General features: G+C 60.7%; 21 protein-coding genes and 1 pseudogene. 8 read left to right on the plus strand and 14 right to left on the minus strand.

Annotation, left to right across the window (positions count from 1 at the left end; translation table 11 throughout):
• Positions 1 to 303: 303 nt before the first annotated feature.
• The 4 genes from M0D67_RS26530 to M0D67_RS26545 form a co-directional block, all read right to left on the minus strand.
• Positions 304 to 771: a hypothetical protein gene (locus M0D67_RS26530; protein WP_266240359.1), complete on the minus strand. Its 468-nt coding sequence runs from the start codon at positions 769 to 771 to the stop codon at positions 304 to 306.
• An 890-nt stretch (positions 772 to 1661) separates the two neighbouring features.
• On the minus strand, positions 1662 to 2225 hold the full coding sequence (locus M0D67_RS26535) for an Hsp20/alpha crystallin family protein (RefSeq protein ID WP_266240360.1): 564 nt from the start codon (positions 2223 to 2225) through the stop codon (positions 1662 to 1664).
• A gap of 396 nt (positions 2226 to 2621) precedes the next feature.
• Complete coding sequence (locus M0D67_RS26540) at positions 2622 to 3029, minus strand: Hsp20/alpha crystallin family protein (RefSeq protein ID WP_171929347.1); 408 nt, start codon at positions 3027 to 3029, stop codon at positions 2622 to 2624.
• A gap of 24 nt (positions 3030 to 3053) precedes the next feature.
• Positions 3054 to 3506, minus strand: coding sequence for an Hsp20/alpha crystallin family protein (locus tag M0D67_RS26545; protein ID WP_266240361.1), 453 nt, complete (start codon positions 3504 to 3506; stop codon positions 3054 to 3056).
• A gap of 242 nt (positions 3507 to 3748) precedes the next feature.
• Between M0D67_RS26545 and M0D67_RS26550 the strand changes: the two genes are divergently transcribed.
• Together M0D67_RS26550 and M0D67_RS26555 are read left to right on the plus strand one after the other, a co-directional pair.
• Complete coding sequence (locus M0D67_RS26550; protein ID WP_171929349.1) at positions 3749 to 4132, plus strand: hypothetical protein; 384 nt, start codon at positions 3749 to 3751, stop codon at positions 4130 to 4132.
• Positions 4133 to 4389: 257 nt separating this feature from the next.
• The gene (locus M0D67_RS26555; RefSeq protein ID WP_233469125.1) at positions 4390 to 4590 is read left to right on the plus strand and encodes a hypothetical protein; all 201 of its coding nucleotides are present in this window, start codon (positions 4390 to 4392) and stop codon (positions 4588 to 4590) included.
• 606 nt (positions 4591 to 5196) lie between these two features.
• Here M0D67_RS26555 and M0D67_RS26560 read toward each other — a convergent pair.
• A complete protein-coding gene (locus M0D67_RS26560; protein ID WP_035538937.1) occupies positions 5197 to 5772 on the minus strand; it encodes a TetR/AcrR family transcriptional regulator in 576 nt (191 codons plus the stop codon).
• 130 nt (positions 5773 to 5902) lie between these two features.
• Here M0D67_RS26560 and M0D67_RS26565 point away from each other — a divergent pair, with 130 nt between their 5' ends.
• Together M0D67_RS26565 and M0D67_RS26570 are read left to right on the plus strand one after the other, a co-directional pair.
• Positions 5903 to 6637: an SDR family NAD(P)-dependent oxidoreductase gene (locus M0D67_RS26565; RefSeq protein WP_007588950.1), complete on the plus strand. Its 735-nt coding sequence runs from the start codon at positions 5903 to 5905 to the stop codon at positions 6635 to 6637.
• 102 nt (positions 6638 to 6739) lie between these two features.
• Positions 6740 to 7339 (plus strand): NADPH-dependent F420 reductase, encoded by a 600-nt coding sequence (locus tag M0D67_RS26570; protein WP_154562299.1) that lies wholly within the window; start codon positions 6740 to 6742, stop codon positions 7337 to 7339.
• Positions 7340 to 8109: 770 nt separating this feature from the next.
• Here M0D67_RS26570 and M0D67_RS26575 read toward each other — a convergent pair.
• Both M0D67_RS26575 and thrS read right to left on the minus strand, forming a co-directional pair.
• A complete protein-coding gene (locus M0D67_RS26575) occupies positions 8110 to 8334 on the minus strand; it encodes a hypothetical protein (RefSeq protein ID WP_266240362.1) in 225 nt (74 codons plus the stop codon).
• Positions 8335 to 8526: 192 nt separating this feature from the next.
• Complete coding sequence (thrS, locus tag M0D67_RS26580; protein WP_266240363.1) at positions 8527 to 9741, minus strand: threonine--tRNA ligase; 1215 nt, start codon at positions 9739 to 9741, stop codon at positions 8527 to 8529.
• Between the two features lie 347 nt (positions 9742 to 10088).
• Here thrS and M0D67_RS26585 point away from each other — a divergent pair, with 347 nt between their 5' ends.
• Positions 10089 to 10574: a GNAT family N-acetyltransferase gene (locus M0D67_RS26585; RefSeq protein ID WP_266240364.1), complete on the plus strand. Its 486-nt coding sequence runs from the start codon at positions 10089 to 10091 to the stop codon at positions 10572 to 10574.
• A gap of 40 nt (positions 10575 to 10614) precedes the next feature.
• On the opposite strand, the gene M0D67_RS26590 is transcribed toward M0D67_RS26585, so the two are convergent.
• From M0D67_RS26590 to M0D67_RS26605, 4 genes and pseudogenes are all read right to left on the minus strand, one after another.
• A complete protein-coding gene (locus tag M0D67_RS26590; RefSeq protein WP_266240365.1) occupies positions 10615 to 11199 on the minus strand; it encodes a flavin reductase family protein in 585 nt (194 codons plus the stop codon).
• 90 nt (positions 11200 to 11289) lie between these two features.
• A pseudogene (locus M0D67_RS26595) lies at positions 11290 to 14383 on the minus strand (acetoacetate--CoA ligase).
• 481 nt (positions 14384 to 14864) lie between these two features.
• Positions 14865 to 15167 carry a hypothetical protein gene (locus M0D67_RS26600; RefSeq protein WP_266240366.1) on the minus strand — a complete coding sequence of 101 codons (303 nt, stop codon included), beginning with the start codon at positions 15165 to 15167 and terminating at the stop codon, positions 14865 to 14867.
• 486 nt (positions 15168 to 15653) lie between these two features.
• Positions 15654 to 16454, minus strand: a complete 801-nt coding sequence (locus M0D67_RS26605) for a GNAT family N-acetyltransferase (protein WP_266240367.1) — start codon at positions 16452 to 16454, stop codon at positions 15654 to 15656.
• A 149-nt stretch (positions 16455 to 16603) separates the two neighbouring features.
• Between M0D67_RS26605 and M0D67_RS26610 the strand changes: the two genes are divergently transcribed.
• Both M0D67_RS26610 and M0D67_RS26615 read left to right on the plus strand, forming a co-directional pair.
• Entirely contained in the window at positions 16604 to 17260 is a 657-nt protein-coding gene (locus M0D67_RS26610) for an Asp/Glu racemase (RefSeq protein WP_266240368.1), read from the plus strand.
• A gap of 6 nt (positions 17261 to 17266) precedes the next feature.
• Positions 17267 to 18073, plus strand: a complete 807-nt coding sequence (locus tag M0D67_RS26615; RefSeq protein WP_266240369.1) for an aminoglycoside phosphotransferase family protein — start codon at positions 17267 to 17269, stop codon at positions 18071 to 18073.
• A 188-nt stretch (positions 18074 to 18261) separates the two neighbouring features.
• On the opposite strand, the gene M0D67_RS26620 is transcribed toward M0D67_RS26615, so the two are convergent.
• A complete protein-coding gene (locus M0D67_RS26620; RefSeq protein ID WP_154565181.1) occupies positions 18262 to 18594 on the minus strand; it encodes a hypothetical protein in 333 nt (110 codons plus the stop codon).
• A gap of 224 nt (positions 18595 to 18818) precedes the next feature.
• Positions 18819 to 20378, minus strand: a complete 1560-nt coding sequence (locus M0D67_RS26625; protein WP_154565183.1) for a PLP-dependent aminotransferase family protein — start codon at positions 20376 to 20378, stop codon at positions 18819 to 18821.
• Positions 20379 to 20486: 108 nt separating this feature from the next.
• On the opposite strand from M0D67_RS26625, the gene M0D67_RS26630 reads away from it, so the two are divergent.
• On the plus strand, positions 20487 to 21227 hold the full coding sequence (locus tag M0D67_RS26630; protein ID WP_171928963.1) for a GNAT family N-acetyltransferase: 741 nt from the start codon (positions 20487 to 20489) through the stop codon (positions 21225 to 21227).
• A 122-nt stretch (positions 21228 to 21349) separates the two neighbouring features.
• Here the strand turns inward: M0D67_RS26630 and M0D67_RS26635 are convergent, their stop codons facing one another.
• A complete protein-coding gene (locus M0D67_RS26635; protein ID WP_154565187.1) occupies positions 21350 to 21886 on the minus strand; it encodes a GNAT family N-acetyltransferase in 537 nt (178 codons plus the stop codon).
• Positions 21887 to 22036: the final 150 nt, after the last annotated feature.

Consider the following 22036-nt stretch of genomic DNA (forward strand, 5'->3'; position numbering starts at 1 on the left):
GCGACATGAGGTCTCGAAACGTTGATGCCAAAGCTAACACGCATAGTAGTCGGGTCGACTCGGACCGGCAACCGGGACGGAGGTGCTTTCGCCTACTTTAAGCGCTCTACTATGAGATTGATATGACATATTCCAGGTAGGCGCGCTGGTCTGCGGGTGAGGTTGCGGTGTGTGTGGCATGGGTTGCCGAAGGTCTGGGTTATGTGACAGCACTGAGACGGACGATGACCGTCTCAGTGCGGGCGGTTTCCGAACGATTCTTCGGCTGCACCGCCTTGCCAGCCGATGGCCCTTCCCGATCGCCTAGTGTTGCGCGACGACCGGTTGCTGCGCAGCGTCGGTTCTTAACGTTGCGGCAGTTTTCTCTGCCGTGCTTTGGCGTTGTGGCGCGTTTGCGGTGGCTGTCGGTTCGCCTGCTCGTTGCGCCACCTCTTCTGCAAGCAGGTTCGCTGCGTGGCGCGCCGTGATGCGGCTTTGCGGAACGCCCTTCGCATCGAGCGCAATCACCTTGTACAACTCGCGGTCGCATTCGAGTTCCTGCTGATATTGCTCAGCCGTGTCCACCAGCAATTCAAGAAGCGTCTGACGACGTCGTCTTTCCTCAAGCGTGATGGAAGGATTCCTACATATCGAGGACGCAAGTGTGATCAAGGTATCCAGTTGACCCAGGTGCCGGTCGCATAAATCGAAGGCGGACAGTGCAATCTTTTCGTACTGGATTGCGTCGACAGGCGGACGTGAAGCGGGTTGATTTTTGTTGGACTTGCTCATGGTGACGATCTCCCTGTTACTTCTTGGATCGCCCGACACTCGCTGGAAGGGGTGAGCGGGCACGTAGAAGGGTTGACAGACCGGTGTTACGTCAAGCCGGCGAGCCTTGCGGCTCCCCCACTACAGCCCGCCCATAGAATATAGACGTGCAGCAGCAGACGCACTCCCGCCTAAGCGGGGTGCGGACGTAACAATCAGGCTGTCAAACCTGGTCGCCGGGTGTCTCCTGACGACTTGGTAATTATAAGGGAGGCGACCGCTGTTGACTTCAATCTTGTAGGCTAAATGTTTGATTTGGCCGAACGGATAAGGAGAGATAGGACGAGGGCGGGCGGTCTTCCGCCGAGGCCGTCACTCGCCCGTCCGCGTCGACAGACCGAGGCTCAGCTACGCTCGAATCGCAGCACTCGACTACGTTGCGTCGCGAGCAATACCGACCGGCCATCGGCACTAAAGCTCAGGCATACGCGCTGTCGTTGGAGCGCCTCGTGCTGTGGATCGATCGCCTGATCCGCACCAACCGGCACACACCACACCTTGGAAATTAGGCTCAGGTCGAAGAGGTGCCATTATCGTACGCAGTAGCCGATGAAGAGCCGATACGGAGCGGAATTCCCAGCGGCAGGTCATCGGCCTCAGCCGTCATACGAGTATCGGCGTTGGTCAGGCGGCTACGGGTCGCTTTCCTGTCGTTCGCGTGTCGACGGACGCGAATGACCGGGCTCACCGCAAACAGATGCGGACTTGCGACCCAGACCCGTCATCCAGATAACAACCACAAAGCTGTCATTCAGCAAGATGGCAACGCCAAGGCCAAAGCATCCAATAGGTTGGTGTTTCATCCGGTCGCGACCTTCAGAACATGGGTATCGTTGCGATTTAGAGTACGGCTAGCCAATATCGATCGTGCGGCTCGTGGATCGCTGCTGCTCCTGTTTCGGCACCGTCAACGTCAGGACGCCCTTGTCAAACTTTGCGAGAGCGTGGTCGGGATCGGCATTTTCCGGCATCGGGATTGTGCGCGTGAAGGCTCCATATGCACGCTCAAGCCGGTAACAGCCGTCCTCCTCACTGTGCACATCCTGTTTCTTTTCGCCACGCAATACCAACGCTCCGTCCTCGACGCTAACGGTCAAGTCCTCCCGCTCCATGCCTGGTAGTTCGACGGTCACGCGCAGTATCTTTCCCTCGTCGACCACGTCGATGCGCGGCTGGAAACGCGATGAACTGAAGTCGCCAAACCATCGTTCGAGCGCGCCGCGCGCCGCGAACGGATCATGAAAGAAATCCTCCATCGCACGCCACGAATCACGGGGGAAAAGTCGCGAAATGTCGGGCCACGGAACACGTGACGGTTCGCTGTCGGGCGGGCTTTGCGCACTGTCCGCCTCGGGCTTGCGTCCTGAACCGCGGAGAAATTTGAAAGGGTTCCACTTTTTCAGGTCGGTGTTCATCGTATGCTCCTCGATGGTCTGACAGGAGAACCGGATGTGCATCATTGCGTTCACACTGCCACGTTTCTGCCGACGTCCATGGACACACCGTCTGCAGTCAGACTGACGGGGTGCGGCGGGACGTCGCGCTGCGTCTACCGCCCGGGTGTGACGCGGCAGATGCCAGTCGGCAAGCAGACGGGCATCGCGCCCGCTCGTGACCAAGCCGATATATCCACCATCTGCGAGGGCCGGGCCGCTTGCGAACTGACGCACCGGCACGGCCCATATGCTGATCGTTTATCCGCATCACCCTTCCTCCATGACGTTCTGTATCCGCACCTCCACGAACGGGCGATGGCGACCTCGCGGCCGCCACCGGTTTTTTCTCCTGTCGTCGTTGCGGCTCTGCCGGGCTCAGTCCGTCTGCACCTCGATCCGGCGTGGGCGTGCTTCGTCTCGACGCGGAATCGTCAGTTTCAGCACGCCGTCCTGCAGGTTTGCATCGATCTTCGATGTATCGAAGTCCGGGCTCAGCGAGAACGCGCGCGCGAAATGCGGTTCCCGGATCTCGGCGTGCTGCAACCGCAGACCGGCGGGCGTCGGCACAACTGCTTCGGCCTCGATATAAAGATTGCCGTCGTGCACCTTCACGTCGAGTTTGTCCTTTGTGACGCCTGGCAGGTCCGCCCACAGCGTGATGCCCTGGCTGTCCTCGAACACGTCGACTGCCGGTGCGAGCGTCATCCGCCGCGCCGGCTGATCACCCTCGCGTCGCGCTACCGCGTTCTGGTCGCGCTCAGCGACCTGTGTCCTGTCGTTCATGGCTTGCTCCTTGAATGGCTGACATTACTGGACGGTAATGGCTCGCGGCTTCGACGCTTCAGGCTTGCCTACGCTGATCGACAGGCAACCGTTGGTGTAGCGCGCCTGCACCTTGTCGGGGTCCGCATTCTGCGGCAGCTCGATCACGCGCCGGAAACTGCCGCTGAACCGCTCCTGTGCATAGGTGCGGGTGTCGTCCCGGGTTTTGTAATCGCTGCCGGTCTGGGCGGGCTTGCGCTCACCGCTGATTGTCAGCAGGCCCTTGTCGATCGACACGTCGAGTTCGGCCAGCTTCAGACCGGGCGCGAACGCGACGATTTCGATTGAGTCGTCGGTCGTACCGATGTTCAGCTGCGGAAAGGCCCCGAAGCGGCCCGAGCGGATGCTGGACGGAAAACCGCCGAACAGGCTGTCCATCTGCCGCTGCAGACGGTCAAACTCACTGAACAGGTCGGTTCCGGAAAAGAGATCACTCATCGTATCCTCCTTCGATGCAGCGAGGAGGCGAACGGGCCTACGCGCTCCAGTCCGCCTGCCAGGCCGCTGGCAAACAAATCGAAACACGCAGCGCACCGGATGTGACCGGCGCATCTGCCTGAGCGAAATCAAAGATAGAACCTACGGTGAAAATTTCAAGGGGCGGTGGTGAAATTCCGGTCTTGAAAATCGCCTGCCAAATCCTATTATCGCGGTGCGTTGCAACGGAACCGGAGGACACCATGGAATTCGATTCGGACTGGCTCACGCTTGGCAGACACCGCGTCCGGCTGCGCTCGACCAGAGGCTTTCCGACGGACTTGATGCGTAGCGTGGCGGAGGTCGTGCAACTCGCGATCGACAACAACATGAGCGCCCGCGCGCGGCTGGTCGAGATCGTCTTCCAGCACGAACAAACCTACGATATCGCTGTCGGCACGACACTGACCGAAGACCGCGTTTGTGCGCCGCAACTGGAAGCGGCGATTGCGGTGGTGCTCGGCCTGCTGCCGGATCAGGTGAACATCATCGTGACGACAGTAAGTCAGGAGGAAGTCGACCTGCACTTCGGCGTGTATGAGCGCATGCTGGCCGAGAAACTGGGCGTGGTGCCGCCAATCCAGTGATCTTCGGGCGATTGCGCTTAGCCGCAGGAGCAGCCTCCACGAAACAGGTCAGAGGCTACACCCTGAATCATCAGGAAACAGGAGACTAAAATGAAGATCCTGTTCATGACGAGCGTAGCGCTTACCCCGCCAAAGCCCGCGAAGCGATGCATAAGAACGGGAAGGCTGGCTGACGGGTGTGCTGTGAACCGCCTCTGACCCAAAGCAGCCAGCCTCTGGAAAACCAGGCGGTTCACAAGCCGGATGGGAGCAGCATCATGAAAGAACGCTCGCAGGCACTGCTGGCATCGGCCGTCCTGGCCGTTGGCTCAGCTGCTGCTGCGGTGGCCGCCGAGCCGCCCCTGAAAACACTGCCGTCACAACAGGACATTTGGATCACTGGCACGATCCAGCGGGGCAACGGGCAGTACGCGCCGGGTGAACATACGTCGCTCCGGCTGGACCGTCCGTCAACCTAGCCCTGCAACGACATGGTTGTGACAGATATCGTGCTCGGAATGGCCGGCGTACCGGATCGTTTGCTTCTGGCTGCCCTATTTGGGGCAGCGGGTCGCGGTCAGGGGACGCGTCATCTGTCCGGATTCCAGTATCCGGTTCACGCCGATGCTGGACTTCGTGTTTCCGATCTACTGACGGCATTCGCGGGACCTCCCGGACCATAACAAGGTCCGGGACGCGACACCCGTTTTCCTCCGTTCAGCCGGCGACGACCTGACGTAATGCCGGCGGTCTTGCTGTCTGGGCGAGCCCGTCTTGATTCCGAATGGCTGCTTTGCAGAAAGCTCGGCGGCCGCTCCGGGTCGCCCGCTGTCGATCGCCGCTTTAAGCGGCTGCGGGAAACGATGCCTCATGCATGAGGCAGTACGCGGCCATGTGCGGTCGCTGGGTAGTGCGACAGCTCAGCCGCTCCAGCGTCTTATCGCCTTCGTCAGCAGCCGCTCAAAACTCCCGACACGATCAGTTGCATTCGTCACCTTTGCCAAGACTTTTGCGCATAGTGTCGCCGGCGTCGGTCATAGAGGACGCCATCCGACGCAATGCAGACAACAATTCGTTGGACTCGGTTACGTTGCCTTCTTGATATCGTTGCCAGGCCGATTTGTCAGGATGGCGCTCGTAATAACGTGAAAGAGATGATCCCCCCGTGGCGCGAATCCGGGCTGGCCGACGAGCCAGCCGAGCGCCGACATCAGGGCGAACAGGTCGACCCCATCAATATCGGCGCGCGCCGTCCCCTCGGCTTGAGCGCGGAGCAGTAGTCGCGCGCCCGCCGAACGCAGCGCTGTGCTCGAAGCATGAAGCGCGGAGTCCGGGTCCGCGTGCGCGGTCGCAAACAAGGCGCAAATACCGCTATAGCTGCGAACGAATGCCACCCCATCGCGAAACCAGGACACCAGCGCTTCGTCAGGTGGATTCGACGTTTCGAGTTCGGCCGCCTGCTGTATCAGTTCGTCCACGTTCATGCGCAGCAACGCTTCGAATAAGGCTTCTCGTGTCGGGAAATGGCGAAATAGTGTCGCCAACCCGACGTCGGCCCGGCGGGCGATATCTCGCATGGACGCCTCGGCACCATGCTCGGTGACGACGTCACGCGCGACTGCAAGGAGATGGTCGTAATTCTTTCTGGCGTCAGCTCGCATAAATTGCCTTGACAAGCGGATCAGTGATCCGAATATAATGAACCTGTATCCGGATCAGTGATCCACAAGATACAGCACATTTGTGCAGATGGGAACAGAGGCGCAGTACGACACCACGAAAGGAGATGTCATGGGAAAGCTTGAGGGTAAGGTTGCAGTCATCACGGGTGGATCGAGCGGCATGGCGCTGGCGAGCGCCAAGCGGTTCGTTGAAGAAGGCGCCTATGTTTTCATCACGGGCCGGAGGCAGGAGGCGCTCGACGAGGCCGTCAAGCTGATTGGCCGGAACGTGACCGGCGTGCGCGGCGACGGGGCCAATCTAGACGACCTCGACCGCCTGTTCGATACAGTCAAGCGGGAAAAGGGCAAGATCGACATCCTGTTCGCGAGCGCAGGCACGGGCGAAGCCGTCCCTCTGGGCGAGATTACCGAGCAGCACTTCGATGCGACCTTCGGTCTGAATACGCGCGGAACGCTGTTTACGGTTCAGAAGGCGTTGCCGCTGTTCAACGATGGCGGATCGATCTTCATGACCGGGTCAGTTGCGTCGGTGAAAGGTTTTCCTGGTTATGGCGTGTATTCGGCGAGCAAGGCGGCGTTGCGCTCATTCGCACGCACTTGGCTTAACGAACTGAAGGGCAGGAATATCCGGGTGAACGTGCTGAGCCCGGGGCCGATCGCCACGCCGATGCAGGACCAGGTTCTCACCGAGGAGGCGAAGCGGATGTTCGAATCCCTGATCCCGCGGGGAAAGATGGGTCGTCCTGAGGAAATTGCGACGGTCGCGCTGTTTCTTGCTTCAGACGATTCGAGCTTCGTGAATGGGGTGGAGTTGTCTGTCGACGGCGGCTTCTCGGCCATCTGAAATCGCGCCGAAAGCGTGTAGAAGGATCTTTCAACTCGACGAAGGTGATCTGATTTATGTCGATAGATACGGATTCCTTACAATACTGAATGGAGAGTTCGCGTGAACTATTCGATTATTGGTTTTGGCGCGGTAGGCCAGGCGCTCGCCCGAGCGTTTGCAAGAAAGAACATCGATGTGACCGTCGCCAGCCGGCGCCCTCCCGAGACGTTGATGCAACAGGCACGAGCGATCGGCCCCACCGTTGTCCCCGGGACGCTGCAGGATGCAATCGCGTCCGACACGATCTTCCTCGCGGTTCCGTTTTGGGAACATCGCGAAGTCGCGAAGCAGATCACAACCTGGCAGGGCAAGACGATCATCGACACGACAAATGCTTTTGGTGTTCCTGTTGAAGACCTGGAGGGTCAGCCGCCGGCCGCGGTTGTCGCCAAGGCGTTTACCGGCGCCAGGTTCGTAAAGGGCTTTAACCATCTGCCTGCTGCCGCCCTGGCCGCTGATCCGAGCGTGAATGGCGGAAGCCGCGTCGTTTTTTTGTCGAGCGATGACGAAAATGCGGTGGCACCGGTCGCTGCTTTGGCCGAACAACTCGGTTTCGCGCCGATTGCGCTAGGACCGCTCAAGGATGGCGGCTTGCTTGTCCAAGGCAGGGGGAATACCTGGGGTCAACTGATCTTCAAGGATCTCGTCAAGTTCAAATAGCGGCACCTCACGACGAAGTCACAGCGGCCACGCACATCGCTAAACGCTTGCTGGTGATTTGACCGAGATTCCGTTGGCGCTTCTGAGCGAGTGCATGATGGCCGCTCGCGACCCGTCGGCCGCGAGCGCCCGTACTGCAGACGTGATGCGGACGGATGTCCGTTCGGAATTGGAAAGCGGCCGTTGCCAACACAGTGACCCGAATGACGGCTCGGGGTCGCGTGTTGTCGATCGAGACCGAGGGAGGTCGAGTCGCCGATGCGGTTTGCATGAGGCAGTGAGCGGCCACTATCCGACATTCGATACATCGAGGTAAATTGTCCACAACCACGACGAAGGGAGCCGGGTGCATGGACAACAGGCTAATACCGCTTGAACCGCTGTCGTAGGTCGCATTCATTCACGACTATTTCCAGCTTGTTTTCCAAGAAGAGCGGTTCACGGTCTACAACCGGGCAGCGGTCGCGGATGGAGAGAATCTGATTTGGCAGGGAACAACAGGGTTTTGCGACAAGCTCGTCAAATTGATCGGTCAGTGCGTGGTCACTGTCACACGGACAGATGCTTACGTACTTTGCCTTTGTTTTTCAGGCGGCGCGGCGTTTCACATAGAGGCAGACCACGAGCCCTCGTGGCCAGAAGCATTTGACTTCATTGGTCGAAATCACTATTGGCACCATGAGTTCAATGGCTGACTCGTCGTGTTGAACGTCCGCTCTGGGAAAATGGGAGGGCAGATTGTTTGGGGAAGTGGATTGAACGCGCCGAATTCAAGGATGCGGATGATGCATCTTGGGAACGAAAAAATAGACACCCAACGCGACAACGATCGCGAGCGCAAGAATCACGAGAAGTAAATTCCTCCATCCTTTGCGGGTTGTCGGAATATCGGTAAAACCGTCGGCCGATCCCGTGGCCAAGCCGAGAATTGCCAGAATAACAACAACCAACACGCCAAGAGCCATCGTCGCTTTCGCTACCAGAACGAAGAACAATTCGGCCAGCCGGTAGGGCGACCCGGACCGGTGCGGCCCCACCGTCGGACGACGAAACTCTGGGTTCTTATTTCAAAACATGGCGACCTAGAGAGCAGACTGGATGAGTCTAGTTTGCAATGAAATTGAACGGTTGAGTGAGAACGATAGCTTAAAGGCGCAGGTCCGTGCGTCATTAAGCTGGTGACGCTTTCATTGCTTCATTTGCATGGCGGGCGGCAACGCACCCAACCGCAAACGCTCGACACCCTCCGCGAGCGCAAGCGTCGACTGCTGCCCGTCGCGCATACGAATACTGATCGTCCGATCGCGTTCATCCCGCGAACCGACTGCGACGAAAATCGGCACCTGCTTTTCCCTTGCGTCGACGATCTTCTTCTCCAATCGCTCCGGTCTGCCGTCGAGCAGCACTCTTATGCCCGCGTCGTCGAGCGCCTGCATCACTTCCTGCGCATAAGCCGCGTTCGCATCGCTGATCGTCGCGACCACGACCTGTTCCGGCGCAAGCCACACCGGCAACCACCCTTCGTGATGTTCGAGCAGCATTGCAATGAAACGCTCCATACTGCCAAGCACCGCATGATGAATCATCACCGGCCGCTCGCGTTCGTTGCCCTCGTTGACGAACTCCGCGTCAAGCCGATCCGGCAGCACGAAATCGAGCTGAATCGTGCCGCACTGCCAGCTACGTTCTCGACTATCCGTCAAATGAAACTCCAGTTTCGGCCCATAAAAAGCGCCCTCTCCTTCGCGTAAGTCGAATTCAAGGCCCGCTGCACGCGCAGCATTGGCCAGCGCCTCTTCCGCCCGATCCCACGTTTGATCGTTGCCCGCGCGCATCGCAGGCCGCGTGGCGAGCGCCACTTTGAAGTCAGGGAAACCGAGATCCGCATAGACAGCACGCAGCAGCGAGCAGAAGCGGCCCACTTCGGCTTCGATATGCGCCTCCGTGCAGAACACATGCGCATCGTCCTGCACGAACGCACGCGTACGCTTCAGCCCTTCAAGCGATCCCGAAGGTTCGTCACGATGACACGCGCCGAACTCGCTATACCGAACCGGCAGCTCGCGATACGACCGCACACGCTGGTTGAACACCTGCACGTGACACGGACAACTCATCGGCTTCAAACACAGCGCGCGCCCTTCGTCCGCATCGGCCAACGAATACATCGCCGCGCTGAACTTCTCCCAGTGACCGCTCTTCTCCCACAACGAGCGCGCCAGCAGTTGCGGCGTACGAATCTCGCGAAAGCCCGCGCGCCGCATGCGGGCACGAATGTAGTCTTCCAGCACGCGGTACAACTCCCAGCCGCGTGGGTGCCAGAAAACCATGCCGGCGCCTTCTTCCTGCTGATGGAAGAGGTCGAGTTTATTGCCCAGTACACGATGGTCGATGTCGTTCACGATGACACTCCGTTTGATTTGATCTTGCAGATACTGAGGATCGATGCCGCAAACGGAGGTCCAGAAACGCCAAAGGCCCCGTCCGTTTCCGGCGGGGCCTTTGGTGGTCTGCCACAGCTTCTTGCTTCTAGCGCGCGCAACCTCCAGACGACCCGCCTGTGAAGGTGGTCGTCGTGGTGGTGACGGCAGCGAAGGGAATCGAGTGGAAGTCCATGGATCGACAGTAAACGATTTTGTGGCGACGCGTCAATCGCAATCTGGATAAGCGATACGATGGATGTTTGATCCGAAGCCGCCGCATCTTCGCTAAACTTCGACACACCATCCAACCGACCGAGCACCTCACCTTGACCATCCACATCCGCCCCGCCCACGCGCCCGACGCCGCCTTGATTCTCCGCTTCATCACCGAACTCGCGGTGTACGAAAAGGCGGAGCACGAAGTTGTCGCCACCGTTAAAGACATCGAAACGAGCCTGTTCTCTACCACGTCAACCGCGAAGGCTTTGATCTGCGAAATGAATGGCCAGCCGATCGGCTTTTGCGTTTACTTCTTCTCCTATTCGACGTGGCTCGGCAAACAGGGGCTTTATCTGGAAGACCTGTACATATCGCCGACATCGCGTGGCAGCGGCGCGGGCAAACAGATGCTTCGCCACCTCGCACAAATTGCCTGCGAAACAGGCTGTGGGCGCTTTGAATGGAGCGTGCTGGACTGGAACGAACCTGCAATCGGCTTTTATGAATCGATCGGCGCGAGCGCGCAAAGCGAATGGGTTCGCTACCGGCTGGCGGGCGAAGCACTCACTGCGTTTGCCGATGGCAATACATGAGACACGCTTGCCCCCGAACAGGAACGTAGCCGTTAACCGACTAATCCCCCGCGCCACTCGCCACCGGCTCGACTTCAAACGCGTCGCCGGTCGCGAAGAACGTCCCGCCCGCCACGTAATGGCACGTACGCAGATCCGGATCATCGCCAAAGTGCCAGCGGTTGTTCGAATACACGCGGCTGTCCGCATAGGCGGCGACCACTTCGCCAATGATCAGATCGTGCCGCTGGCTATCGTCCGGAATCACCTTGCATTCCATCCACGTGATGCAGCCCGCCAGCATCGGCACATCGATTTTTTGTGCGGGAAAAGTCTCGAGGTCGAAGGCGGAGAATTTGTCGAGTTCAGCGCCTGCGTTCGTTCCCACCGCCAGCGTCTGCGCAGCAAATCCGCGGCTCGGCAGTTGCAGGCCGAACACGCCGCTCGCTTCAATCAGTTGCCGCGTGAGCGTGCGGCTGTCTACCACGACGACCACCTTTGGCGGCGTGAAATCGAGCGGCATCGCCCACGATGCGGCCATCACATTCGAGCGGCCGCCGTGCGCGCTGGTAATGATCGTGACAGGGCCATGATTCAGCAGCTGCGTGGCCCGCGACAATGCGACAGGCTCCCGGGTGACTTTCATACGTGCTCTTCCGCGTCAAATGGATCTGGCAGATTGTAGCGGGGACACGCAAAACGGGTGCAACGTGTCGCATGGCGCTTGCCGAAGTCATCACTCCCCCAACCCGCGGTCGAGCGCCGCCGCAACGAACTGCACATTCGGTTCGACGATCAGGTCGGCATGACCACCGGACACCTCCGCCACCACCAGCCCGGCTCGCGCGACACGCCGCCAAAGCAGCATCGGATCGCCATACGCACTCTGTGAGACTGCCGCACGCACATAGACAATCGGTCCCGCATCGTAAGGCTTAGGCCGATAGGTCGTCATCGCAACCCGCATCGTTTCGCGCATATGCTGCATCGCCGGTGGCAGCACTGCGGTGTAGCCCTCGGGCCGCAGCGCCATACGGCCAACACGCATCCGAATTTGATCCGCCACGCCGGCGAACCTGTCCTTCACATAACCGGGAAGCCGCGCCGCAGGCAGCTCACGCACCGTTTGCCAATGTGCGCGGACAGAGCCGGCGCGGCGCCGCAACCGCGCCGTCCAAGGCCGGCAATGTTCGTCCACGTAGGTATCGAGCAGGAAAAGCAATTCGATCCGTTCGCCGGCACGGCGCAGTTGTTGCGCGATTTCAAACGCAACCAGACCGCCGAACGAATAGCCGGCTACCGCGTACGGCCCTTTCGGCTGGACGGTACGCATCTGCTCGATGTAGCTGGCCGCCATATCTTCGACGCGCAACAATGCCGGCTGCTCGCCGTCGAGACCTCGTGCCAGCAATCCGTAAACCGGGCGGGGACTCTTCAGCGAGCCGATCAACGCCAGGCATTCCATCACCGAACCGCTTGCGCTATGGATGAGGAATAGCGGCATACCGGTCCCGGCGCGCACTCGCACGAGCGTAGGTGAAGACGGCGGCAGCGCGTCGTCGCAAATCAGCGCGGCGAGTCGCGTGATCGTCGGCGCGATCATCAGCATCGCTGAGTGGAATCGTGCGTCCGGTCGACTGGCGTACGTCAGCGAGCAAGCGTGTCGCGAGTAGCGAATGACCGCCGAGGTCGAAGAAGTTGTCGTCGCGACCGATCGGTGCGACGCCGAACAGCTTCTCCCAATACGCCTGCAAATACCGCTCGAGTTGTTCGCGGCCCTCGCCAACCGGCGGCAACTCGCGTGTAGCCAGATTCAGCGCTGGATGACGCCGGATTGCATCGAGGCACTCGGGATTGCGCAATGCCGCCGCGTTGCCGATCGGCAGTCCGTTGACCGCGCTGCGCGCCGCGGCTTCGGAAAGCTTGCCGTTATGCGTGACCGGCAAAGCATCGACCGCAATGATCCGGTCTGGCACATGCGCAGGCGACGCGCGACGCGCGAGATCACGGCGTACCCGGGCAGCAAGTGCGCCGCTCAACGCCGCGCCATCATTCAGCACCAGCAGCAGCACGACACGCGACTCGACATTCTCCGGGTCCGCGTGGCCGGCGGACGCATCCCGCACCTTCTGCTCGACGACCATCGCCTCGCGGATTTCGGGGATGTCGTTCAGCACACGATAAATTTCACCTGGACCGACATTGATGCCGCGCACGTTCAGCACGCCGTCGGAACGACCATGCATTCGTACGGCCCCCTCCGGCGACAACGAAATGAGATCGCCATGCGTCCAGACACCTGGATTGCTGGCGAAATAGGCGGCATGAAAGGCATCGCCCTGCGCGTCGCCGAAGAAGCCGAGCGGACGCGAAGGAAACGGATTCACACAGACGAGTTGGCCAACGCCGCCGGTCCGCGATCCCTGGTCCCACGCCTCTACATCCAGCGCAAGGCTCCTGCACTGCGCTTCGCCCGCGTAGACCGGCAGGTTCGGATTGCCAAGCACAAAGCAGCCGAGAATGTCGGTGCCGCCCGAGATCGATTGCAGCGGCAGCGGCTTCACGTGATCGCGCACCCACTCGAACTGCGCGTCGTACAGCACCGCACCGGTGGACAGTATCGCGCGCAGTGCACCGAGGTCGAACTGCGCCTTCGGTTCCACGCCTGCATCCTCGGACATCTTCAGATAAGCGGGGCTCGTGCCGAACACGGTGACGCGCTCTTCGGCAATAAGACGCCATAGCGTATCGACCGTCGAGATCGGACCATCGTACGTCACGATCTCGACGCCGGAAGCAAGCGCCGACAACTGCCAGTTCCACATCATCCACGCACAACTGGTGTGGAAGTACATTCGATCGCCCGGTCCCAGGTCGCTGTGCAGCCGATGCTCCTTCAGATGCTCGATCAGGGTGCCGCCGGTGCCATGCACGATGCACTTCGGCTTGCCGGTGGTGCCCGACGAAAACATGATGAAAAGCGGATGGTTGAAAGCGAAGTGCCGCCACACAAAACGGTCCGCGTCGCCGGCATCGAGCAACTCGCCGAGCGAATAGATAGACTGCGTGACTGTGCTCGGCAAAGTCCCGTCGTCGAGACACACGACACCTTGCAGAGACGGTAACGCGGCAGCGAGATCGGCGACGTTGCTCGCCACCGACCTGCCGGTGTCGAATGTCCGCGCCGCCGTGTGCGCGAACAGCAGTCGCGGTGCGAGCGGTTCGAAGCGATCGCGGATCGAATCGACGCCCATCTCGGGCGCGGCGGTCGACATCGTTGCGCCGAGGGCGGTAACGGCCAATGCAGTCACGACCGCATCCGCGTCGTTGCGCATCACGCCCACCACGCGGTCCCCTTCGCCTAGTCCCAACTCAGACAGCGCGTGTGCGAGACGCGCCACCCGCTCACGCAGTTCGGCGCGGGTCAGACGCACGCGACGCCCGTCGGCATGGCAGGCAGTCAGCGCGGGCGCGTCGGGAGATGCCACCGACAGCCCAAGCAGATTGTCCGCATAGTTCAGTTGCATCTGCGGGAAGAAATTCGCGTGTTCGCAATCGTCGCCGATACAGACTGGCTCAGCGTTGCCTGACCAGTTGAGTCCCAATGACCATTGCACGAAGCATTGCCAGAATGTTCGAAACTCTCGCACGGAAAAATCGTGCAGCGCTTCGTAGTCAGGCAGGGGCTGGCCGGTACAGATCCGCAGGAAGGCGGTGAACGCGGTCAACTGCGACGCGCCGATCCGTTCGGGCGTGCTTGTGTAAACGGGTGTGCGTCCCGTGAGGTCGCTGTGTGCACGCGACACCACTGAGGGGGCGAAGCGATCCATCGAATCTCCACGTATGGCATACGACATGATTCAGGGGCGGCAGCACCTCGATTGCGATACTTTTGCCGACCGCCAGGAGGCAACCGTGGCTCTTACGTCCGGGCGTTGAAATGTCTGCGGCAGGCGACCGTACCAACGTAGCCTAGCTGGTGGGTTTAACACTCTCCGTACGGCATCGAACATTCTTTTGACAGACCGGGAAACTCCGTCGCGCTCCTGTGCGCCGTTCGGTCGGGTCTCACGGCACCACCAAGTCTCGCAATCGGGCCTCGTTGAAGCAGAAGCGGCACACATCGACGTGACCAGCGCCACAACAGGCTCACGCTCACGACCTGACATGAAAGTCTGCAATACACGGGCAGATTCCTGAAAGCAAAACGCGCAGATCTATCTGCGCGTTTCAACGTCATTCCCTCAACAGACCAAGGACGTCTAGGCACCACTCAATCAACGACACAAGGCTGCAATCAATCCAGTCAATTTACGCGCCGCCGAAGAACACGGGCTTCATTCCATCATTCGGGTCCGGGCGAACAGAGCCTTGAATTTTATGTCCCAAGTGGGAGACGGCGGTGCCGAACGAACGCAGTTCATGATGGCCCCCCGACGCTGAAGTACCGTCAGCAACACCGCCAAAATCGGTCGCAGCGCCACTTCCTTGATTCACGCTAGTTTGTGCGGCCTGAACATTGGTCGGAGCGACCGCTTCGTTGGATTGAGCAAAAGATGAGGCAGCCGGAATTGCAAGAGCAGCTGCGACGATGAGCGATTGAACGAGTTTCATGATGCTTACCTCTCGACTTCGTTTGTCCGCAAACGCCCGTTTGCGTTTCAGTGCTTGCAGTGTAGGCTGGGGCGTGCTCGCAATTAAGTACTTGCCGAACAAAACAATGTTGTAAAAGTAAGTACAAACCCTTAGAACCAAACGTCACGCAACAGCTTGCGTTCGCCCCACCATCTACACCACGATGACCTCAGCTCGCGTCCCAATCGAACATGCGCTGATTGAAAATCATCTAGCGGGCCAGGTCGAGCGTTACGAACGGTGGTGAAACTTGCTACGGCAATGGCACGCTGGGGCGAGTAGTAGACAACCGTTCCCCAAAAGCCGGCGAGTGAATAACATACGGAGCCGCCGACTTTGCCGACGGAAACCCCCCGAACCTGTATGCATCAGCGCCCTCATGCGGCCCCTCCAGAAGCATCTCGGGCGTCTACGGACTATCGTCTAGCGGGTATCCTCGTATGCGTCAAATCGTTCTGCATCAACTCAATTACGCGGCTCCTGGCACAAGCTTGCGACACGCCCTTGCAGTTGGAAACCCATTGCCTCGTATAGCGCCCCGGCATGGTAACTTTCATCTGCAACCATGACGAGCCGGTCCGATTGTCCGGCCGTCAGTTTGATAACCTCGCTCACCAAGGTCTTACAAATATTTCGGTTTCGATGCTGTTCCGCGGTAAGAACCGATTGGAAACGCCCAATGCCGCCGAAGAAGAATAAGCCCAGACTTCCCACCTGTTCACCATTGATAAACGCTCCCCACCAGTTTCCAAGACCGCGGGCAATTAGGGTCCTGTAGGCGGTCTGTAGATGTGCCAAGTATCGCTGTGAGGTAATGTTCGACGGATTTGGCATGTCGGCGAACTGCATTCGAGACCAATCGTCCCAATCCCTCTGCGTGCCAAACTTGCGGACTTCGACCAATGAGTTTGTCGCAACTGGTCGTATGTCATTTGGATGCGCAGCCAGCACACGACAAACCGTTGCGTCGTAACCTTGCTCAACGAATGCGTCGAGGTTCACAACACTGTCCGCTCTTTCCGGCCAGGCAAACGTGCGGTGTGCGATCAGCGGTGGGATCCCGACAAATTCGGCAAAGTCAGACTCCAGCCGTTTTAGATCGATTTCTGAAGGTCGTTGCTCCAGGACGAGCATATTGCCAAAAAAATATTCTGGTGCGTCCGGTGTCCGGACGACGACGTAGTCATCCTGCGACTCGACCATACCGGTTTCTGCGTGCAACAACAGGTCAGTGGCTAGACCCAGGTTATCGGATAAATTGAGCATTTCAGTATCGTTATCTACAAGGTGCAACGGTTTGAGCCTGCAGGGAAGATTATCAATGGTCCAAGCGCCGATCGAATGCCGGCATCCGGCACGACAGGCAGCCATTTTCAGGCGAGAATGCAAAACCACCGCAACCCGTTGGAGACACCGTGCGCATCGTCTGCTTGCACACCGCTGACAGCAACATCGCCTTGTTCGATGCAGCCACCCGCGCCGCCGGATTCGAGGCACTCGAGTTGACGCACGTGGTCCGCGCCGACTTGCTCGCAGCCGCTGAGCAAGCCGGTGGCTTGACCGACGCAATCGCGTCGCAAACCCGAGAGGTGCTCCTTACGCTGAAGGACAACGCCCACGCCGTTTTGCTCAACTGCTCGACGCTCGGCCCATCAGTGAATGAAGCCCTAGCCGCGCAAGCCGCACCGGTACCCATTTTACGGGCCGATGCCGCGTTGGCTCAACGCGCGGTGGAAGATGGCGGCAAGGTTGTCGTGCTATGCACCGTATCCACCACACTCGACCCGACCACCCGCGTGTTCGCTCAAGCCGCCACGCATACCGGCGCGGATGTCGATGTCCAGTTGGTAAGCGGCGCATGGGACCATTTCAGAGCAGACGACACGGCAGGCTACCTGTCCATGATCGCCATCGCTGCCGATGCGGCCTACGAAAACGGCGCGGACGTCGTGGCATTTGCACAAACATCGATGGCTGGCGCGGCCTTGTTGGTCACGGCCGGGGCGAAACCGCTGGCCACACCGGCCATCGCCCTCACAGCCGCAGTCCACGCAGCCACACTTGCAGCCTGAAGCGCGATGTTCGCCGAGTACCTCGTCAAATGGGACTTGCTACCGGACGGCGAGCCGATTCGCACGCATAGCAGCCGTCTGCTGCCGGTGCGCCAGCATGGCGTCGCCGCGATGCTGAAAGTTGCTCAGGAACCCGAAGAGAAATTCGGCGCGCAACTGATGGTGTGGTGGGACGGCGACGGCACGGCCCGCGTGCTCGCGCATGATGCCGACGCCCTGCTGTTGGAGCGCGCCCAAAGCAATCACGCGTTAGCGGACCTGGCCCGCACGGGTGACGATGAAGCAGACGACCACGCCATCGACATCCTCTGCGCCGCCGCGGCACGACTCCACGCACCGCGCAACAAACCGTTGCCCGAACTGATCGGCTTGCCACGCTGGTTCCAGAGTCTCTGGCCCGCCGCGCGGCAATACGGCGGCTGGCTCTCCGACAGTGCCGCGACAGCACAAGCCCTACTCGCCGCGCCGCAAGACCCGGTCGTGCTGCACGGCGATATTCATCACGGCAACGTCCTCGATTTCGGCGCGCGTGGCTGGCTGGCGATCGACCCGAAAGGTCTCTACGGCGAACGCGGCTTCGACTACGCGAACATCTTCTGCAATCCGGACGAGGCGTCCGCGCTGGCACCAGGACGGTTCGAGCGTCGCGTCGAACGCGTGGCGCACATCGCCGGGATCGACCGACACCGTCTGCTGCAATGGATCCTCGCGTGGTCGGGTTTGTCCGCGGCGTGGATTCTCGAAACGGGCGAGACGCCGGACATCGATATGAGCATCGGCAGAATGGCGGCCGAAGCGCTGAAGCGGAAGTGACGGCAGGGAAATGACTGCTGGGAAGTGGCTACTGGGAGCTGCAGAGGAGACGATCGTAGCCGAACGCAACCGCTAAACCGCAGTTGAATACAGCCGCCTTGCATTCGCGTCTCGATCCCTATCCCTGTCGGCGAATGCACAGGCCATCAGGCGGCAGCGGGTGAGCCGCCGCCCAGGCAATCCGTCAGTCAATGGGGAGCTTTGCCGTTGGGCAGGGCGTCCAGCGGTTTGTGCTGTTCTTCGCCGAGTCCCGGGAAGAACGCGTTCCATGCGGCGCGCACGCCCTGAGCCGCGGTGGCCTCCGCGCCAATCGATTCTGCCTCGCCGTCCGCAGCTTTCGACGGGTCGGCGGAGAGGCCGCGCCAGTGCGTGAACACCAGCAGCGGTTTCTCGGTCCATACGCCGTCGCCATATTTCGCAAATGCCGTGTCGCCGCTCGTCAACTGCACCTCGTACCAGCCTTCATGGACAGGCGTATGGGCAGCAAGCTCAAACCAGGCGGTCGGTTCGATTTCCTTCATGTCGTCTCCGGTCGGATAAATCGTCAAAGATAACCACAAGCAAGGCATTCTTCATGCCCGAGCCCGGTAGCGGCCTGGCAGGTGCGCGCCGCATGTCACACGATGCTGCAGGGCGGTGCGCTGGGCATGACCTGCGGGCGATTCGTCGACGTCGCACACTTCGAATTCGCCGCGCATAAACGACACGATAGCGCGACATGGGCCGCGTGGACAAACGTAAAAACTTACACAGCGCGTCGGGTTGCATAACCGCTCGCTGGCACGCTTATCGAACCGCTTGCTGCCCCGTTTTCCGACTCGCCACTCGACTCGCCCGTCATCTTCCGCACCAACTCGGCCAATACGCGGACAGCGAGCGCCAGTTGTTCGGCTGACGTGCTGCCGTAGCCGATCACGAGGCCGTTCGTCTCCTCGCGCTGCTGCAATGCAAAACCCGACAACGCACGAGGATTGAGCCGCCTGGCAAGCGCGCGTTCGGCGAGGGTCCGATCGGAAATATGCGGCGGCAACCGAAGCGTCAGATGCATGCCGCAATTGCCGCCCAGAATCTGCGACGGCGCGAAATGCACGGTGAGCGCATCGCGCAGCGCCTGCTGGCGCTCCCGATACAACCGCCGCATGCGGCCCAGATGCCGCCCGAATTCGCCGCTATCGATGAAATGCGCCAGCGCCAGTTGCTCCAGACGATGCCCGCCGCGCAGCATCTCCTGCAACGCGACGGCCGTGTGCGCGGCGATCGCGCGCGGCAACACCACGAAGCCGATGCGCAGCGCCGGAAACATCGTTTTGCTGAATGAGCCGACGTACAGAACCGGCGCGTCCTCGACCAGCCCTTGCATGCTGGCAATCGGCTCGCCGGTATGGCGGAATTCGCCGTCGTAGTCGTCTTCGATCAGCCACGCGCCACAGCGGCGCGCCCGCGCGATCAGCTCCAGCCGGCGCGCCACCGACAACACCGCACCGGTCGGATACTGATGCGCGGGCGACGTGTAGATCAGCTTGGGAGGATGCGCGCGCCACGCGTCAGGCGGCACTGCGATGCCTTCGGAATCAACCGGCATCGGCAGCATGCTCAGATCGCCGAGATTGAAAGCGGCTTTGGCGCCGCGATAGCCCGGATCTTCCACCCACGCGATGTCGCCCGGATTGGTGAACAGCCGCACGCACAGGTTCAGCGCTTCCTGCGCGCCTTCGGTAATGACCACCTGCGAACCCTCGCAGCGCACGCCGCGCGCCATCCGCAAATGCGCGGCAATCGCGTCGCGCAGCGCCGGCTCGCCAGCCGGGTCGCCGTAGCCGAGCGCGAGCGGCAACGCGCGCTCCATCGAACGTTCGAGCGCGCGCCGCCAGGCGGCCAGTGGAAAACGGTCCAGCGCGGGCGTGCCGGGTGTCAGCGGCAAGGTGTTGTCGGCATGGGTGCGGGTCGCCGCGAATTGCTCGACCCGCGCCGCGTAGGCGACCTCCGGAGCGGCCGGCGGCGTCCGCGTTTCACCGCGTGCCGAAGGGCTGGAGAGCGGACTCACGCGCGTGCCCTTTTTATCGGCCACCACATAGCCGACCGCGGCCAGATGCTCGTACGCGATCACCACCGTGTTGCGCGACACGCCCATCTCCGCCGCCAGCAAGCGCGACGACGGCAGCAGCGACCCAGCCGGCAAACGCCCCGTGAGGATCGCCTGTTGCAAGCGTTCGATCAGTTGCTTTTGCAGCGGCACGGACTTTTCGCCGCTGCCGGCGGTGGTCGCGGCGGCCGGGTTGGCGAGTGGGCCAATGATTTCGATCATCCTGGCTGGACCTATCAAATGCTGTTCTGCTGGATCTTTTTAACATACCACGTTTGCCGTATCGTTCTCCATAAGCAACCATCACCCACTATCGACAGGAGAGCAGACATGGAACCCAGACGTAACGCGTTCGAGCAACCGATTGGCGTCCCCGTGCCGGATTGGAAAGGCGCCCAGGCGCCCGGCCGCGAGCCGCTGGTGGGCCAATATTGCCGGATCGAACCGGTGGACGTCGAACGCCATGCGGCCGACCTGTACGAGGCCTACAGCTCGGCGCCCGATGGCCGCGACTGGACCTATCTGGCGGTTGGACCATTCGAAAGCCTTGCCGCGTATCGCGAGCATCTGACGCGCATGGCCGCATCGCCTGATCCGCTGCACTACGCGGTGATCGATCTGGCCACCGGTAAGGCGGTCGGCACGCTCGCGCTGATGCGCATCGACCGCGCGAACGGCGTGATCGAAGTCGGGCACGTCACCTATTCACCGCGCCTGAAGCGCACACGCATCGCCACCGAAGCGATGTTCCTGGTGATGAACCATGTGTTCGGCGACCTCGGCTATCGCCGCTTCGAATGGAAGTGCGATTCGCTCAATGAACCGTCGCGCACAGCGGCGTTGCGCTATGGCTTTACGTTCGAAGGGATCTTCCGGCAGGCGATCGTCTATCGCGAACGCAATCGCGATACCGCGTGGTTCTCGATCATCGATAGCGAATGGCCTGCGCTGCGTCCGAGCTATGCACTCTGGCTCGATGCAGGCAATTTCGATGCGCAGGGTAAGCAGGTTGAGCGGCTGGTGGACCTGATCGCGCGGCAGCGGGCAGCGGCGGGCGAAAGCGGTCAATGAGGTAGCCCGTTGCGGGCTGGTTGCGAGCCGGCCAAGGGGCCGGCATGCGTCGGCTCTGCGATTCCGTAGCTTCGTAGACTGAAGAGCCTGACAAGACGTCAGGCGTCGTGCGGCGCAGCGGCTCAGGCAACGCCTGCCGTTCGCCGCAGCACGATGGTCGGGTTGCCTTTGTACGTCGTGCGAAGCTGCTCACGGTAACCGCACTTGCGCGCGACGTTCAGCGAAGGCTGGTTTTCCGGCGCGATGATGCAGGCCGTCTCGCCGCCAGGCCAATTCGCATCGGCCCAACCCAGTGCCGCACGCACGGCTTCGGTCGCGTAGCCGCGGTTGTGGACGGCAGGGTCCAGCGCCCAACCTATTTCCGGTGTGTCCAGCAAGGAAGGCTCGATCTCGCGGTGGTAGTCGGCAAAGCCGACTTCGCCCAGGAACCGGCCGCTGTTCTTTTCCCGCACCACCCAATATCCGTATCCCAGCATCGCCCAATGCCCGGCGTAGCGCAGCAGGCGCGCCCAGACTTCTTCGCGCGTAAACGGCTTGCCGCCGATGTAGCGGATCACTTCGGGATCGGACCACATCGCATAGCTCTCGAGGAAATCGTCGCGCGCGTGCGGACGCATGATCAGGCGGTCGGTGGTGAGAAGCGTGGGGCGGTTGGACATAGGCGGGCGGGTGGTTGGCGTAGACGCTATGAGGTTGAGAAGCGTTGAAGAGTGCCTGGGATGATCGCAGATTTTTTGCGCGCCAGGTTCGCCGCCAAAAAGCAGGACGCCAAGCGCTATCCAGCCGATCCTGCGAACACCGCCGACCGT

This window comes from Paraburkholderia sp. SECH4 (assembly GCF_030511745.1).
Lineage (GTDB): Bacteria > Pseudomonadota > Gammaproteobacteria > Burkholderiales > Burkholderiaceae > Paraburkholderia > Paraburkholderia madseniana.

Coding starts and splice junctions, on each gene's coding strand:
- M0D67_RS26530 (WP_266240359.1), bottom strand. CDS start 771: ATGAGCAAGTCCAACAAAAATCAACCCGCTTCACGTCCGCCTGTCGAC.
- M0D67_RS26535 (WP_266240360.1), bottom strand. CDS start 2,225: ATGAACACCGACCTGAAAAAGTGGAACCCTTTCAAATTTCTCCGCGGT.
- M0D67_RS26540 (WP_171929347.1), bottom strand. CDS start 3,029: ATGAACGACAGGACACAGGTCGCTGAGCGCGACCAGAACGCGGTAGCG.
- M0D67_RS26545 (WP_266240361.1), bottom strand. CDS start 3,506: ATGAGTGATCTCTTTTCCGGAACCGACCTGTTCAGTGAGTTTGACCGT.
- M0D67_RS26550 (WP_171929349.1), top strand. CDS start 3,749: ATGGAATTCGATTCGGACTGGCTCACGCTTGGCAGACACCGCGTCCGG.
- M0D67_RS26555 (WP_233469125.1), top strand. CDS start 4,390: ATGAAAGAACGCTCGCAGGCACTGCTGGCATCGGCCGTCCTGGCCGTT.
- M0D67_RS26560 (WP_035538937.1), bottom strand. CDS start 5,772: ATGCGAGCTGACGCCAGAAAGAATTACGACCATCTCCTTGCAGTCGCG.
- M0D67_RS26565 (WP_007588950.1), top strand. CDS start 5,903: ATGGGAAAGCTTGAGGGTAAGGTTGCAGTCATCACGGGTGGATCGAGC.
- M0D67_RS26590 (WP_266240365.1), bottom strand. CDS start 11,199: ATGAAAGTCACCCGGGAGCCTGTCGCATTGTCGCGGGCCACGCAGCTG.
- M0D67_RS26600 (WP_266240366.1), bottom strand. CDS start 15,167: ATGAAACTCGTTCAATCGCTCATCGTCGCAGCTGCTCTTGCAATTCCG.
- M0D67_RS26605 (WP_266240367.1), bottom strand. CDS start 16,454: ATGCTCAATTTATCCGATAACCTGGGTCTAGCCACTGACCTGTTGTTG.
- M0D67_RS26615 (WP_266240369.1), top strand. CDS start 17,267: ATGTTCGCCGAGTACCTCGTCAAATGGGACTTGCTACCGGACGGCGAG.
- M0D67_RS26620 (WP_154565181.1), bottom strand. CDS start 18,594: ATGAAGGAAATCGAACCGACCGCCTGGTTTGAGCTTGCTGCCCATACG.
- M0D67_RS26625 (WP_154565183.1), bottom strand. CDS start 20,378: ATGATCGAAATCATTGGCCCACTCGCCAACCCGGCCGCCGCGACCACC.
- M0D67_RS26630 (WP_171928963.1), top strand. CDS start 20,487: ATGGAACCCAGACGTAACGCGTTCGAGCAACCGATTGGCGTCCCCGTG.
- M0D67_RS26635 (WP_154565187.1), bottom strand. CDS start 21,886: ATGTCCAACCGCCCCACGCTTCTCACCACCGACCGCCTGATCATGCGT.